We start from the raw sequence: 13407 nt of genomic DNA, 5'->3' as shown, positions 1-13407 counted from the left end.
GTCTGCGAGCTGTAGGCAGGCGGCACCACCACAACCTGGATCCCTGCTCTGGCGGCCTTGTAGTGCACAAACTGCCGTAACGGGTAGAACGCCCAACTATTGGCCTGCCGCCGCTCGACTTTACTACGCGACTGTTGATTGGTACGTTCTCTAATTCAATTCCAGTCAAGTCCTCCAAGGCAATAAAACGGTGGGTGGCCAGTGCCCTAGCAACAATGGACTTGGAGATGCGATGGTTCACCCAAGCTTGAAAGCGCCTCTCCCGACCAGACAGCCGTTGCAACAACTCCCGACACCTGCGCCGAGAACTGCGTGTGCCCTTGCTGGCCTTGCGTTGCAGAGCCGCTCTCAACCGGGAGTAGTGGTCTCTGACCCGGTTCAGCTGCTGTCCATTCCAGTTCTCTCCCTCAGAGGTATGGGCAATATCTCTCCTACTCAAATCCACGCCAATCGCCTTGGCAGTGCTCTGCAGTTCCAGCGCCTCAGATTCCACACCAATCTGGATGAAGTAGGAACCGTCTTGGCCTTTGACCAACGTGGCCGCTTTGGGATTTGAACCCGCCAGCCTGCCACGCTGGTAGGAGCCAACATCCAGCTCAAAGCGTTCGCATCCCTCAACGGTGGTCAGCGACACCGTCCAGTCCTTCTCCCGGAAAGAGAAGATGCGGGCATCGTAGGTAACAAAGCCGCCCTTGAACGCTTTGACCGGACGATTCTTTTGCTGGGCAACCTTGCGAGCAGCGGCCAACCTTCTGCACACCTGTTGTGTCACTCGCGCTAGCGGGACGGAGTCCTTATTGCTGGAGAGCCCAAAGCGGGTACGAATTTCGCGGTAGCAGAGCGATTGAAGCTTGACTGGGTTGACCACCTTCTCTGGTGTGTTTTGGTTGACCCAGTAAGGCCTCCGCCCCGCTGGCGCAAGGAGTGCTTGTGCAAAAGCCGACAAGGTTGCCTCTAGCTTTAGGGCTTGCGAAGCAGATACCTTGAGCTTGCAGGAGATAGTTAAAACTTGGGTCATGTTGCAACTATACGTCATCCGCATTCCTCCCGACCCTGACTGGCCCCCCTCCCCCCGTATACGGGGGTACAGGGCGGGGCTCCTGCGGTTTCTAGCTGACCTGGGCCAGACTAAGATCGATGGCTAGGCCTAGCTGAGAAACCGTCCATGCAAGTGGAGTTTCGCGAGTGCGATCCGGGAAATCTCTGGATCTGGTTTGAGTTTGCGGAGCCGCCGGTTCCAGCGGAGTTGGAGTACCTCAGGGAAGTCCTAGAGTCGTGGTATGTGCTAGGCAAGTTGGGGGGATTTAACGCCGAGCGCCTGGTGGCCCAAGAGGCCGAGGCGGATCTCAGCTACTTGGAGTACCCTAGCGACTCGGCTCCCTTGACCTCCCTGATGCACAACATGGGATCCCTGGAAGAAAAGGACAACTGGGCCCGCTGCTGGTTTGATCTGGGCACTGCCGATGCCTTGGCGCTGGATGTGTTGATCAACGCCTTGCGCACCCTCAGCTTAGAATACATTGGCCTCACCCGCGTCATCATCGGTGGGCAGAACGAGGACTGGCCGACGGCGGATCCCGAGGAGACAGATGCCTACGATCTCAACGGCTACCTGCGGGATCATTGGGGGGAAGAGGGGGAGCTGGAATAGCTCCTACTCCAGGTAGCCCAGCTCTTGCATCCGCCGCACCAAGTCTGCGTTGCTTTCCATGTCAACTCGGCGAGGAGCGGTGCTGGGCCGGCGCGATTCTGCCCACTCCACCCACTGCCTTAGCCCTTGCCGCAGGCGGTCTAGCCAAGCCTGTGGAGAAAGGGATCCCAACTCAGGATCCCCCGGCTGAGAAGGGATCCCGGCCAAGAGCAGATCCCGCAGTTCCGCCGGATCCTGCTCCAGGTTGTAGAGGCTGGGGCAATCTCCGGTTTGGATCAGCTTGGTCACCCCTTCGTAGAGGGCTCGGCGGGTGTCGTAACAGGCGCGCGCCTGCAGCAGGCTGTCGTTGCGGTTTTCCATGGCCCGCAGGAGAAGGTGGGGCGGGAAGGCCTCGCTGAGCACCACCCCCTGCTCCGGATCCTCACCGGCCAGGGTGCGGGTCAGGCTGAGGCGGGCGATCTCGCGGCGAAGCTTGAGGCTGATACGGGGGGCGCCGTTGGCTAGAGAAAGGCTGGGGCGGAAGCCGGCAGCTTCCAAGAGAGTATGAAAGAGGCGGCGGGTGGAAACGGGGGTGGCCACGCGCTTTCCTGCCGGAAAATAGCCGGGGTAATGCAGGATCAGGGGGACGCGGATCAGCTCTTCGTAAACCACAAAAGCATGGCCGACGAAGTCGTGCTCCCCCAAGCCTTCGCCGTGATCCGCGACGATAGCCACCAGAGTGTTCTGCTCCAGGCCGGTGTGGCGCAGGGTGGCGAAGACGGATCCCAGCAGGTGATCCTGGTAGGCCACCTCGGCATCGTAGATGTCCCTGAGCACCTGCGCTTGCAGGGGAGAAAGCGGCTGCGGCAGGGGCGCCATCCAGCGGTAGGGCTGGGCGTTGTACTGGCGCAAAAAGTCGCGCGCCTCGCGGTTGGTCTTGAAGTAGGGGGCGTATTTCTGCACAAAGGGCTCCGGCGGCCAGTAGGGCAGGTGGGGCTCCATTAGGTTGACGAAGCAAAAGAAAGGCGGTGCTCCGGCAGGGCGGCGGGCTATCTGCTGCAGGTAGCGGTTCAGGTCGGCGATGGAGGCAGCCGTGTTGCCCTTAAAGTTCATCAGGCGGGTCCAGAGGGAGGCAAACCAGGGGTGCAGCGCCAACTGAAAAAGGGTGTCGGAGCGGGCAAAGGCATTTTGCACCGGGTAGGAGAGACGGCGCCAAAACTGGGTGTAGGCGGCCAGCCAGCGGTTGAGGGGAGCCGGCAGAGGGTTGCCTTCGGGAGGGCGGGTGGGCAGGGCCCCGCCGTAGTTGTAGAAGGTGTCGAAGCCGCGCCGCAGGCCGTTTTTCAGGATCCCGACCAGGGGGTTGTTGCAAAAGCCCACGGTGGTGTAGCCGCCCAGCTTCAACAGCTCCGCCAGAGTGGGTAGAGCAGGGCTCAGCTCCAGGTCTGCCTGAACGGTTTGGTGGGTGCTGGGGTATTCCCCCGTAAACAGGGAGGCGTGGGAGGGGATCGTCCACTGGGCGGGGGCGATGGCCCGCTCGAAGAGGGTGGACTCAGCGGCCAGCCGATCCAGGTTGGGGCTGGTGGGCACCTGGCAGGCCCGCTCTTCCTCTGACCAGTAGCAGGAAAGGCGATCCGCCCGCTGGGTATCCAGCACGATTAACAGAATGTTGGGGCGTTCCCCCCAGGCGGTCTCTGCCATTGCTGAACTCCTCACCACAACCCACCCAACACGGTTCTTAAACTATCTTGACATGCTCTTGTTGGCCCTTTGCCGCCGGCTCCTAGGGCAAAGTGAGCCGGGTTTGGCTGTTGCCTTGGATCCGAGCGGTGTTGGCCTGCCAATCCAGGATCCCTTGGTCACCGCTCACAGTCAGGGCTTGTCCAGGCTGGCGGTAGCGCACATTGCCCAGGGCTTGCAGTTGGGTGGAGCCGATGCGCCAGCGGATCTCTTGGGCTTCCAGCTCTTGGCCGGTCTGCAGGGATCCCGTTCCGCCAACGGGAACGGCTTTGGCTTTCACGTTGCCCAGCAGGCGCAGCTCGGTCAGGGGCAGCGGGGCCTGCAATTGCTCGCCGCTGAGGCGCACCCTTTGCTGGGGCGCATTCACCTCGACTGCTCCCAACGCCTGCACCTCGCCGGCACCAAAGTTCCAGAGCAAGCGGCTGGCGGTCAGCTCCAGCTCCGGATCGCGATACTTGGCCCGCACCGGTTGGCTTGGATCCCAATTCTCCAGTTGCATCTGGGCCTGGCCAAAGTCGATGCGCAAACGATCCCCCCACAGGGATCCCTGGCCGTCCAACAGCTCCACCTGTACCTGGCCCTCGGCTTCGAGGAGGCGCTCTTCCGGCAGCCACTGCAGCCGCTCTGCCTGCAGGCGCAGGTTGTCCCGCTCCGATTCCACCACCACTTGGCCCGTCAATTCCAGCCGCCGCTCGCCAGGATAGGCGGATCCCCGCTCGGCCCGGAGGCGAATGGCGCGATCGTCTGCGTCGAAAAACTCTCCCTCGATAGACTGCAAATGGGCAGATCCCAACTGTACGGGAGTGGAGCCGTTTTCTGGGGGGGACTCGTATTCGGCCAGGCGCGCCTGTAGGCGCCAGAGCAGGCCACCATCGGGTTTGGCCTGGGTGAGAGTGATGTTTTCGTAGATTAACTGGGGAGTGGAGATAGGCTCGCGCGGGACACCCGGATCCCTGCTTGGAGGTGGCTCCGGCCCACCACAGGCAGCGCTCAGCAGGGCCAAAACCACTAGCCAACCTGGGATCCGGGAAGAGTTGGGCTGCATGGATCTCTCTTGCGCGCTTTCTCCTACCCTAGCTCTACCCTGCCGCTGGGCCGGATGGGATCCCGCTCTCGGCAAACCCGTGGCATCATCAGGGCAGGGTATTGCGGGGGCAAGGGTGGCCCAACTGTTGCAGCTTTTTATCTACGGCCTCGTCCTGGGCAGCATCTACGCCCTGGGGGCGATCGGGGTGTCGCTGACGTTCGGCATTTTGCGTTTTGCCAACTTTGCCCACGGGGATCTGATGACCTTGGGGGCCTATTTTGCTCTAACGTTTGTCGGGTTGGGTTGGCCGATTGGGGTGAGCTGGATCCCGGCGGCCTTGGCGACGGCACTTTGCGCGGTGGGGATCGACCAACTGATCTATCGCCGCCTGCGCCGGGAAGCACCGGTGATTTTGCTCATTTCTTCTTTTGGCACGGCTCTGATCTTGCGCAGCTTGGTGCAGATCGTTTGGGGGCCCAACAACCAAGTGTACCGCAGCGGCATTCAGTTGCCCTGGCAGTTGGGGGGGCTGCGCATCAAGCCGGATTGGGTGGTGATTCTGGTGGGAACGGCCTTGCTGGTGGTGGCTCTGCACCTGTTTTTGCAGCGCACGCGGGTGGGCAAAGCGATGCGGGCCATGGCCGACAATTTTGACTTGGCCAAGGTGACCGGCATTGAGACGGAGCGGATCATCCTCTGGACTTGGGCCATCGGCGCCGCCTTGGCCTGTGTGGCGGGCATCTTCCTGGGCCTGGATACGCGGCTGCACCCCACCATGGGCTGGCGGCTGTTGTTGCCCGTTTTTGCGGCGGCCATTCTCGGCGGCATTGGCCGTCCCTATGGAGCCATTGCTGGGGGGCTGGTAATTGGCCTGGCGGAGGAGTTCTCGACTTTAGCGATCAATCCGGCTTACAAAACAGGGGTAGCCTTCGCCATTTTGGTGCTGATGCTGATCTTCCGGCCCACAGGGCTATTGGGGGGGCGGGCCTGATGTTGAGCTACGCCATCTTCTTTTTGGTTTTGGTGGGGATCTACGGCGTGCTGGTGCTGGGCCTCAATATCCAGTGGGGCTATGCCGGCATGTTCAACATCGGCGTGGGGGCCTTTTTTGCTGTGGGGGCCTACGCCAGCGCCATAGCCACGACGCCGCCCACCCCTGAACATCTGGGCGGGTTCAATCTGCCGTTCTGGGTGGGCTTTGCCATAGCAGTAGCCGCCGCCGGTGCGATCGCCTTCTTGATTGGCTTGATCACCCTGAAGCTGCGCTCCGACTATTTGGCTATTGCCACCATCGGCATTGCCGAGATCATCAGCCAAATCCTGAGGAACGAGGGCTGGCTGACCAACGGGGTGCGCGGCATCACCCGCATTCCGCGCCCCTTTCGCGGCTGGATCCCAGGGCAGGATACACTGCTCTACTTGGGCTTGGTGCTGCTGGTCTTGGCGGTGGTTTACTGGCTGAGTGAGCGGGCCTATCGCTCCCCCTGGGGACGGGTGCTGCGGGCCATCCGCGAGGATGAGCCGGCAACCCTGGCCGCCGGCAAAGATGTCCTCCAGTTTCGCCTGCAGGCGTTTGTGCTGGGATCCATGCTGATGGGGCTGGCGGGGGCGCTCTATGCCCACTTTGTCAATTTCATCAGCCCGGAAGCCTTCCAGCCGGAGTTTGCCACCTTTATCGTCTGGGTGATGTTGATCGCGGGGGGCAGCGGCAACAATCGCGGCGCCCTGCTGGGGGTGCTGGCCATTTGGGGGGTGTGGTCGGGCAGCGAGTGGTTGACCAACCGTCTGCCGCCCCAGTGGGCCACCCGGGCCGGTCCCTTGCGCATTTTGTTGATCGGGATCCTGCTGCAGGTAATTCTGCTTACCCGCTCCCAAGGGCTGTTGCCAGAACGCCCGCCCAAGCCTGTTTTGGACACTTCCGCCTCCTCCAAGCAGAACCCAGCAGGATAGGATTGGGTCGGCTCCAGCCGTTGTTGACGCTTTGAGACAACCCAGATCTCGGCCACCATGACTCCGCGCCCCAAGGAAACGGACTCCTCCTTGTCGCCCCGCAACCCCGATGCGACAGGTTCCCCCCCCAATGCCGGCCAGCCAGGGATCTCGACTGCGCCCATCCAGGAGGGCTATGCCTTGCCGGAGCACTACTTCAACCGGGAGCTGAGCTGGATTGAGTTCAACGCCCGGGTTTTGCACGAGGCCCTGGACGAGCGCACCCCCCTCTTGGAGCGGCTGAAGTTCCTCGCTATTTTCGAAAGCAACCTGGACGAGTTCTTTATGGTGCGGGTGGCGGTGATCCGCCGTCAGTTGGAAACAGGCGTGCTGCTGCCGACCCCCGATGGCCTCACGCCGCAGCAGCAGTTGCGGCAGATTTCCCAGCACCTGCGCCCCCTGATTCAAAAGGTACACGAGTGTTTTCGGCAGGAATTGGTGCCTAAGCTGGCGGAACAAGGCATTCACATCCGCGATTTTTCTGAGCTGGCCGAGCCGGAGCGGCAGGAGCTGCGGGAGTATTTCGACCAACGGTTGTTTCCCGTGCTCACTCCCTTGGCGGTGGATCCGGGCCATCCTTTCCCCTACATCTCCAACCTCAGCCTCAGCTTGGCGGTGGTGGTGCGGGATCCGGAAACCGGCAGGGAACACTTTGCCCGCATCAAGGTGCCCAGCACCCTGCCCCGCTTTGTGCCGCTGCGGGACGGGGTGAGCTTTGTGCCGCTGGAGCAGGTGATTGCCCACCATCTGGAGGCGCTGTTCGTGGGCATGGAAGTGCTGGAGTACTACCCCTTCCGCATCACCCGCGGTGCCGATCTGGAAATCCAAGAGGACGAAGCCGACGATCTGCTCGCGGCCATTCAAGAAGAGCTGCGCAAGCGCCGCTTCGGCTCGGTGGTGCGCATGGAGATTGCCAAGTCCATGCCGTCTGCCATTCGACAGCGGCTCTGCGAAGAGCTGCATCTGGATGCTGACTCTGTCTACGAGGTGGATGGGCTCCTCAACATGGGGGGGCTGATGGCGTTTCTCAACCTAAACCGGCCCGATTTAAAGGATCCCCCTTGGGGGCCCGTCACTCCTCCCCGCTTGCGTACTGCCTCGGTCAGCGACGAGCCGGTGGATATCTTCTCCGTCATCCGGGAAGGGGATCTGCTGGTGCATCACCCCTACGACTCCTTTGCTGCCAGTGTGGAACGGTTTCTGGAGGAGGCGGCCAACGATCCGCAGGTGCTCACCATTAAGCAAACCCTCTACCGCACCTCTGGCGATTCGTCGGTGGTGGGATCCCTCATCCAGGCTGCCGAAAACGGCAAGCAGGTGGCCGCTCTGGTGGAGCTGAAGGCCCGTTTCGACGAAGAAAACAACATCCTCTGGGCCAAGAAGCTGGAAAAAGCCGGGGTGCACGTGGCCTATGGCCTGCCAGGGCTGAAGATCCACTGCAAGTTGGCCCTGGTGGTGCGGGAAGAGGGGGGATCCCTGCGGCGCTATGTCCACATCGGCACCGGCAACTACAACCCCAAGACCGCCCGTATCTACACCGATCTGGGCCTGTTTACCTGCAACGAGACCCTCTGCAACGATGTAACCGAGTTGTTTAACCTGCTAACTGGCTACTCGCGGCAGCGGCACTTCCGCAAGCTGCTGGTGGCCCCCCGTACCTTGCGCCAGGGCATGGAAGCCTTGATCCGGCGAGAGATGCGCCATGCCCAGGCAGGACGCCAAGGGCGCATCATCGTCAAGGTCAACTCCCTCACCGACCCACGCATGATCCAAGTGCTCTATGAGGCTAGCCAGGCAGGAGTAGAGATTGATCTCATTGTGCGCGGCATGTGCTGCCTAAAACCAGGGATCCCGGGCCTGAGCGAGCGCATCCGCGTTATCAGCATCATCGGGCGCTTTTTGGAGCACTCCCGCATCTTCTACTTCTACAACGACGGCCAGGAAGAGTACTTCATTGGCAGCGCCGACTACATGACCCGCAACCTGGATCGCCGCGTCGAGGTGGTGACCCCTGTAGAGGATCCCCTGTTGCAGCAAGAGCTGAAGGCGATCTTGGAGATTTGTCTGACGGATAACCGGCAAGCTTGGGAGCTGCGCCCCGATGGCACCTATGTGCAGCGGCAGCCTAAGCCGGGAGAGCCGGTGCGCTCCACCCACCAACGCCTGATGGAGCGAGCCGCCAGCCGCATCTAGCCCAAGCGCTCTGCGCCGCTAGCGCGAACACCCTCATCCTCTCTCTCAGGGGGAGCTGACCCTCACCCCCTGCCCCTCTCCCAGTGGGAGAGGGGAGTTGCGGTTTTGCCGCTAGCGGGATGGCTCAGGAGCGAGGGGTTTTGGCAGCCTCGGCCTCTTGCTCGCCCAGCGCAATTACCTGCTCGGTGGCTTGCAGCGAAGACTCCAGGCTCTCCAACTTTTGTCGGCTGGAGCGGTTCAGCCCCGCCTCAATACCGTTCACCAAGAGCTGATCCAGAGAGAACCAACCGCCGCCATTTACTGCAAAGGCCAAGAAGATGGCCGCGTAGATAGCCGATAGCTCCAGATAAGGAACGCTGAAGCCAGCCACCTTGATGTGGTGGAACATGGCCACCGCCATCGTGGCGAACAAACCCAACGCCGCCGCGCGGGTCAACAAACCCACTGCCACCAGCGGAGCTGCGATCAGTTCAGTATAGGCAGCTACATAAGCAAAAAAGATCGGGAAAGGCAACCCGATCACTTCTACATAAGCCGTTGCAAACCCCTCGATATCAGCCAGTTTGTCGAGGCCGTTGTGAATCATGAATAGCCCTGCCACCACCCGCAAGACGGTCCACGCCACTTGAGACCAGCGCGGGGCTACGCTGTCGTGACGCAAAACTGAGACAAACAGCACGGGAAAGCGCTGAGTGAGTGCCATAAGATGAAACCTGCAATGCAAAGATGCTAACTATTGTAACGATTCTAAATTTCTGTAACAAGACCAGGGCGGGATCCCCTGCCTCGACAAGAGGGGTCTAGATCGTAGGCAATCGTTTTCCCAGCAGGCGCAGCAAACCGATGGGATCCCCGGCCAAGGCCTGCGCGGCTCTAGTTCGGGTTCATCTCCTGGCTGGCTGGGATCCCTGCCGCTGTCTTGCTGCCCAGATAGGGTTAGCCAGGGAAGTTCTCGGCTGCCTATTCTTATGAGGTGTTGACGCCATTCTTCTTGAAAGCGATTCCTTTCCTTGTATCTCTCTCAGCAAAGACATAAAAGAAATAAAAAAGTCATGAAAGTTCTCGAAGCCCACCACCTCCAGAAAACCTACCGGCAGGGGGGCAAGCAGGTGCGGGCGGTGGTGGATGTCTCTCTGACGCTGGCGGCAGGGGAGATCCTGGCTTTCTTGGGGCCCAATGGAGCCGGCAAGACCACCACCATCAAGATGATTGCTGGGCTGATCCGGCCGGATGCTGGCACGGTGCGCATCCTGGGACGGGATCCCCACGCCGATGCGGGTGCGCTGGCCCAGGTGGGGGCGGTGCTGGAAGGCAACCGCAACCTCTACTGGCGGCTGACCCCTTTGCAAAACTTAGAGTACTTTGGCGTGCTGCGGGGGCTATCCCCCAGAACGGCTCGCCAGCGGGGGCTGGAGCTACTGGAGACCTTTGGCCTGCTGGAAAAACGGGATGTTGCTGTGCAGACCCTTTCGCGGGGTATGCAGCAGAAGGTGGCCATTGCTGTTGCCCTCTTGCACCAGCCGGCTCTGCTACTTTTGGATGAGCCCACCCTGGGGCTGGATGTGGAAGCCGCCCAAGCAGTGAAATCCTTGATCCGCCAAATTGCCGCTGCAGGTCGGGCCATTCTCCTCACTACCCACCAACTGGAGATGGCCGAGGCCCTCTCAGACCAGGTGGCCGTGATCGAGGGGGGGAGAATCCTCTGCCAGGCCCCCACGCAGGAGCTGATCCGCCAGTTTGCCGGCGCAGCCAGTACTTATCGGATTGAGTTGGAACAAGAGCTGGATCCCAGCCGGGCTGAGCGCCTGCTCCAGCAAGGGGTGGAGATTCTCGGCTTCCATCAGTTGCGCTTTGGCGGCTCTTCAGAGGCGTTGTATCAGGTGCTGGAGATCCTCAAGCCCTTGCCCCTGCTTGGCGTTAAGCGAGAGGAAGCGGATCTCACCCACATTTTTCTCAAGCTGCTGCAGAGGAGATGAGACCACTGCTGTACCTGTTTTGGGCGGAGCTAAAGCGCACCTGGATCCAGTACATCCGCTATCCGGCAGAAGCCCTGGGCGGGATCCTGATCACCACCTTTTTCTTCTATGCCCTCTTTGCCGGCGCTCAGTATGTGGCGGGGCCGGCCTCCCAATTTGGCGAACGGCTGGACGCGGTGGTGATCGGCTATGTGCTCTGGACGCTGGTGATTTTTGTGGTGAACGATATTGCCCTCAACTTGCAGGTGGAAGCCCAGACAGGCACCTTGGAGCAGGTGTTGCTCTCGCCCTTTTCGGCGGCCACCCTGTTTTTGGCGCGGGCCTGCGCCAGCTTGGTGTTGCGCTTTTCCGTCGTCGTCGTTATTTTGGGCGTCATTTTGCTGTTGACAGGCAGCCGGCTGCGCTTTCCTCCCACTCTGTTGTTGCCCCTCTTGAGCGTGGTGCTGGGGGCCTATGGCTTCTCGTTTTTGCTGGGATCTGCTGCCTTGATTTGGAAGCGCATCCAACAACTGCTGATCCTGAGCCAATTCGGCCTGCTCTTTCTCCTAGCCACCCCCACAGAAGAGTGGTCGGGATCCCTGAAGTGGCTGGGGCAGATGCTGCCCATGACGGCAGGGGCTGGCCTGCTGCGGGATCTGATGGTGCGGGAGGTGGGATTGGATCCCCTGCGGCTGCTCATGGCTCTGGCCAGCGGCCTTTTCTACTTCGGGCTGGGCTTGCTGGCCTTTCGCCGGGCAATGCAACTGGCCAAACAGCGGGGGATCCTGGGATCCCAGTAGGACCTTGTCAGAGGGAGCGCCGGTCGCCAGGGGAGCGCAACAGGTGAGGGAAGTGGTACTCCACTGCGCCGGTGGTGAGGTTGTTCTCAGGGGAGGCAATGCCCCGTCGGCTTAGCTCTCGCAGCGCTTTTTCAATCTCGTCAAAGTCAGCAGGCAGCTCGATGGCGATCTCCGAGAGGGTGAGGATCCCTTGTCGCTGCTGCGCCAGCCGTAGGATCTCCCGCATCAGCGCCTGACCCTTCAAAGGCTGAGGCGGGGCCGAGACAGACTTGACGGGAGCCCCAGAGGGGCGGATCCCTTGCAAGACGGCCAGCTTGAAGTTGTAATCTTCCACCATGCCTGGGATCAAAAACAGGTCAATCAACTGGCCAATTCCCAACAGGCCAAAGGTAAAGAACCAGAGAAAGCCTGTCCCGGTTTTGCCCAGGTAAAAGCGATGGACACCGCAGATGCCGAATATGCCCAACGCCCAGAGGAGATAGGCGGTGCCGACGGATTTGGGCTCGGCAGGGGGCAGCAGGTAGCGAGAGCTCATGGGCATTAGTCAAGATGGCTTGGACTGGTAACCCTAGTCTGCCATCTTTTGCCTTGGACGGGCAGGACACCCCTGCTCTGGCCCTTGAAAGCGGGCCTAGAGGTGGGAGGGTAGCTTCAAGCAGATAAAGAGGCTGAAAATGAGATCCAGCTCTTCAGCTCGAAGAACTCCGTCGGGGGGACGGCGGTCACGCCCCCAGGAGACCAAGGAAGGTCGATGCTTGAGCCCATCTTAATCGGGTTGAGTGCTGTGCTCTGGGGCCTCCTCTGGGGCTACGCCACGCTGCTAGTTGTGCTAGTCAACTTCAAAGAACAGGGATCCGTTTACGCCTACCCCATGCAAGCAGTGTTAGATCGCTTTGTGGAATCGCTGGGGCTGGGTTGGCTTAAGGATCTGCATGCCATGCAACTGCAGCCACTGCGCCGGATTAGCTATGCCCTCTTCGGCGCCGTTACCTTGGGAGTGACCTTCATGCTCTGGGTTTTGGGGTGAGGCAGTGGCTAGCTCCTCGATCTAGCCCTAGGCAGAGCTGACTGCACCTGCTGAAAAGTCCCGCTGCTTAGCCTCTCTCGCAAGGAGGGATCTAATAGAAAATTGCTTGCAGCTTTTTCAAGCAGGCTTGGATCTGAGCCATCTCTTCCGGATTCAGCTTTTGAAAGCGCTCTTTCAGGTAGGCCACATGGGCCGGGAAGACCTGTTCAAACAGTTTTTCCCCCTCTTCGGTAAGCACGATCTTGAAGCAGCGGCGGTTTTCTGGAGGTACCTCGCGGCGCACTAGCCCCTTTTGTTCCAGGCGATCCACGATCCCGGTCAGCGTCCCTTTGGTAACCAGCGTTTTCTGGGCCAGGATATTCATCGTCAAGCCAGGAGTGTTGCCAATGGTTACCAACACATCGAATTGGGGGGCGGTCAGCCCTATCTGACGAATGTGAGCGCTGGCGTAGTTTTCAAAGGCTTGGTAAGCCCGCGCCAGATCCCGCAGCAGCCCCAAAAAAGGCTCCCGCGCCGCCACCACCGAGGGCTTGAGGGCCTCGCCTTGGGGAAGCGGAGAGGACAGAGACTCTGCAGAAGTGGGCATCGCTGCAGCTCGCCGAACGAGACTAATCCACCCAGCAAGAACAGTTTTGGCTTTATGATAGCCGACTGCACTATAGTCCTAATACAAATTAACGGCCATTTCGCCAGCTCCGTGGAGCTATTCCATCCCAAGGCAACGCACAGGAGCTCTCTCCATATCCAGAGGGGGCCTACGGAAGCGGGGCGAAGACCGGAAACGGCCCACAGAATGCCAAGGGCCAGCCCGGCGTGTTTCCAGCTTATTTGAAGCGACCTCGAGCCTCAACCCTAGGGATCCCGGCTGCGTCTGGACGGATCCCTCGGACGAAGTGTCGCCATTCGGTTGCTGCGACTGCAGAAGTTGGATAGTAAACTACCCGGCTCCGACCGCTAAGCGGTACGGAGCGAGCTTAAGCGCTACGCGCCGCTGACGCGAAGGGTAGCCCTGCAGTTGGCAAGCCAACCACGGACCTCCAGGCCGGTTT

12 protein-coding genes and 1 pseudogene are annotated in these 13407 nt (G+C 60.6%); 7 read left to right on the top strand and 6 right to left on the bottom strand.

Annotation, left to right across the window (positions count from 1 at the left end):
- Nucleotides 1–1018: pseudogene (locus NW845_RS10305) on the bottom strand (RNA-guided endonuclease InsQ/TnpB family protein); the annotation flags it as partial.
- Nucleotides 1019–1165: 147 nt separating this feature from the next.
- Between NW845_RS10305 and NW845_RS10300 the strand changes: the two are divergent.
- Entirely contained in the window at nt 1166–1651 is a 486-nt protein-coding gene (locus tag NW845_RS10300) for a DUF3531 family protein (protein WP_414366439.1), read from the top strand.
- Nucleotides 1652–1654: 3 nt separating this feature from the next.
- Here NW845_RS10300 and NW845_RS10295 read toward each other — a convergent pair whose 3' ends face one another.
- Both NW845_RS10295 and lptC read right to left on the bottom strand, forming a co-directional pair.
- Complete coding sequence (locus NW845_RS10295) at nt 1655–3328, bottom strand: sulfatase (protein ID WP_414378416.1); 1674 nt, start codon at nt 3326–3328, stop codon at nt 1655–1657.
- A gap of 82 nt (nt 3329–3410) precedes the next feature.
- A complete protein-coding gene (lptC, locus tag NW845_RS10290; RefSeq protein ID WP_414378414.1) occupies nt 3411–4412 on the bottom strand; it encodes an LPS export ABC transporter periplasmic protein LptC in 1002 nt (333 codons plus the stop codon).
- Here lptC and NW845_RS10285 point away from each other — a divergent pair.
- Genes NW845_RS10285 through NW845_RS10275 form a run of 3 tightly spaced genes read left to right on the top strand, consistent with a single transcriptional unit; the run spans nt 4411 to nt 8576 of the window.
- A complete protein-coding gene (locus NW845_RS10285; RefSeq protein WP_414378412.1) occupies nt 4411–5385 on the top strand; it encodes a branched-chain amino acid ABC transporter permease in 975 nt (324 codons plus the stop codon). The two genes, lptC and NW845_RS10285, sit on opposite strands and share 2 nt — an antisense overlap.
- The gene (locus tag NW845_RS10280; RefSeq protein ID WP_414334031.1) at nt 5385–6344 is read left to right on the top strand and encodes a branched-chain amino acid ABC transporter permease; all 960 of its coding nucleotides are present in this window, start codon (nt 5385–5387) and stop codon (nt 6342–6344) included. The genes NW845_RS10285 and NW845_RS10280 overlap by 1 nt, the downstream gene beginning before the upstream one ends.
- Nucleotides 6345–6401: 57 nt before the next feature.
- A complete protein-coding gene (locus tag NW845_RS10275; protein WP_414378410.1) occupies nt 6402–8576 on the top strand; it encodes an RNA degradosome polyphosphate kinase in 2175 nt (724 codons plus the stop codon).
- 124 nt (nt 8577–8700) lie between these two features.
- Here NW845_RS10275 and NW845_RS10270 read toward each other — a convergent pair whose 3' ends face one another.
- On the bottom strand, nt 8701–9279 hold the full coding sequence (locus NW845_RS10270; protein ID WP_414378409.1) for a DoxX family protein: 579 nt from the start codon (nt 9277–9279) through the stop codon (nt 8701–8703).
- A gap of 349 nt (nt 9280–9628) precedes the next feature.
- Here NW845_RS10270 and NW845_RS10265 point away from each other — a divergent pair, with 349 nt between their 5' ends.
- On the top strand, nt 9629–10552 hold the full coding sequence (locus NW845_RS10265; RefSeq protein WP_414378407.1) for an ABC transporter ATP-binding protein: 924 nt from the start codon (nt 9629–9631) through the stop codon (nt 10550–10552).
- A complete protein-coding gene (locus tag NW845_RS10260) occupies nt 10549–11331 on the top strand; it encodes an ABC transporter permease (RefSeq protein ID WP_414378406.1) in 783 nt (260 codons plus the stop codon). Before NW845_RS10265 ends, NW845_RS10260 begins: the two co-directional genes overlap by 4 nt.
- A 7-nt stretch (nt 11332–11338) precedes the next feature.
- Here the strand turns inward: NW845_RS10260 and NW845_RS10255 are convergent, their stop codons facing one another.
- Nucleotides 11339–11866, bottom strand: a complete 528-nt coding sequence (locus tag NW845_RS10255; protein ID WP_414370342.1) for a TM2 domain-containing protein — start codon at nt 11864–11866, stop codon at nt 11339–11341.
- A 216-nt stretch (nt 11867–12082) separates the two neighbouring features.
- On the opposite strand from NW845_RS10255, the gene NW845_RS10250 reads away from it, so the two are divergent.
- Nucleotides 12083–12358, top strand: coding sequence for a hypothetical protein (locus tag NW845_RS10250; RefSeq protein ID WP_414366738.1), 276 nt, complete (start codon nt 12083–12085; stop codon nt 12356–12358).
- A gap of 91 nt (nt 12359–12449) precedes the next feature.
- On the opposite strand, the gene NW845_RS10245 is transcribed toward NW845_RS10250, so the two are convergent.
- Nucleotides 12450–12944 carry a MarR family winged helix-turn-helix transcriptional regulator gene (locus tag NW845_RS10245; protein WP_414366740.1) on the bottom strand — a complete coding sequence of 165 codons (495 nt, stop codon included), beginning with the start codon at nt 12942–12944 and terminating at the stop codon, nt 12450–12452.
- Between the last annotated feature and the right edge of the window lie 463 nt (nt 12945–13407).

Origin of the sequence: Synechococcus sp. H60.2, assembly GCF_047462315.1 — a bacterium.
Lineage (GTDB): Bacteria > Cyanobacteriota > Cyanobacteriia > Thermostichales > Thermostichaceae > Thermostichus.
The sequence above is the reverse complement of the archived record's forward strand: the minus strand, read 5'-3'. Positions and strand labels throughout refer to the sequence as shown.

Coding starts and splice junctions, on each gene's coding strand:
- NW845_RS10300 (WP_414366439.1), top strand. CDS start 1,166: ATGCAAGTGGAGTTTCGCGAGTGCGATCCGGGAAATCTCTGGATCTGG.
- NW845_RS10295 (WP_414378416.1), bottom strand. CDS start 3,328: ATGGCAGAGACCGCCTGGGGGGAACGCCCCAACATTCTGTTAATCGTG.
- NW845_RS10285 (WP_414378412.1), top strand. CDS start 4,411: ATGGATCTCTCTTGCGCGCTTTCTCCTACCCTAGCTCTACCCTGCCGC.
- lptC (WP_414378414.1), bottom strand. CDS start 4,412: ATGCAGCCCAACTCTTCCCGGATCCCAGGTTGGCTAGTGGTTTTGGCC.
- NW845_RS10280 (WP_414334031.1), top strand. CDS start 5,385: ATGTTGAGCTACGCCATCTTCTTTTTGGTTTTGGTGGGGATCTACGGC.
- NW845_RS10275 (WP_414378410.1), top strand. CDS start 6,402: ATGACTCCGCGCCCCAAGGAAACGGACTCCTCCTTGTCGCCCCGCAAC.
- NW845_RS10270 (WP_414378409.1), bottom strand. CDS start 9,279: ATGGCACTCACTCAGCGCTTTCCCGTGCTGTTTGTCTCAGTTTTGCGT.
- NW845_RS10265 (WP_414378407.1), top strand. CDS start 9,629: ATGAAAGTTCTCGAAGCCCACCACCTCCAGAAAACCTACCGGCAGGGG.
- NW845_RS10260 (WP_414378406.1), top strand. CDS start 10,549: ATGAGACCACTGCTGTACCTGTTTTGGGCGGAGCTAAAGCGCACCTGG.
- NW845_RS10255 (WP_414370342.1), bottom strand. CDS start 11,866: ATGAGCTCTCGCTACCTGCTGCCCCCTGCCGAGCCCAAATCCGTCGGC.
- NW845_RS10250 (WP_414366738.1), top strand. CDS start 12,083: ATGCTTGAGCCCATCTTAATCGGGTTGAGTGCTGTGCTCTGGGGCCTC.
- NW845_RS10245 (WP_414366740.1), bottom strand. CDS start 12,944: ATGCCCACTTCTGCAGAGTCTCTGTCCTCTCCGCTTCCCCAAGGCGAG.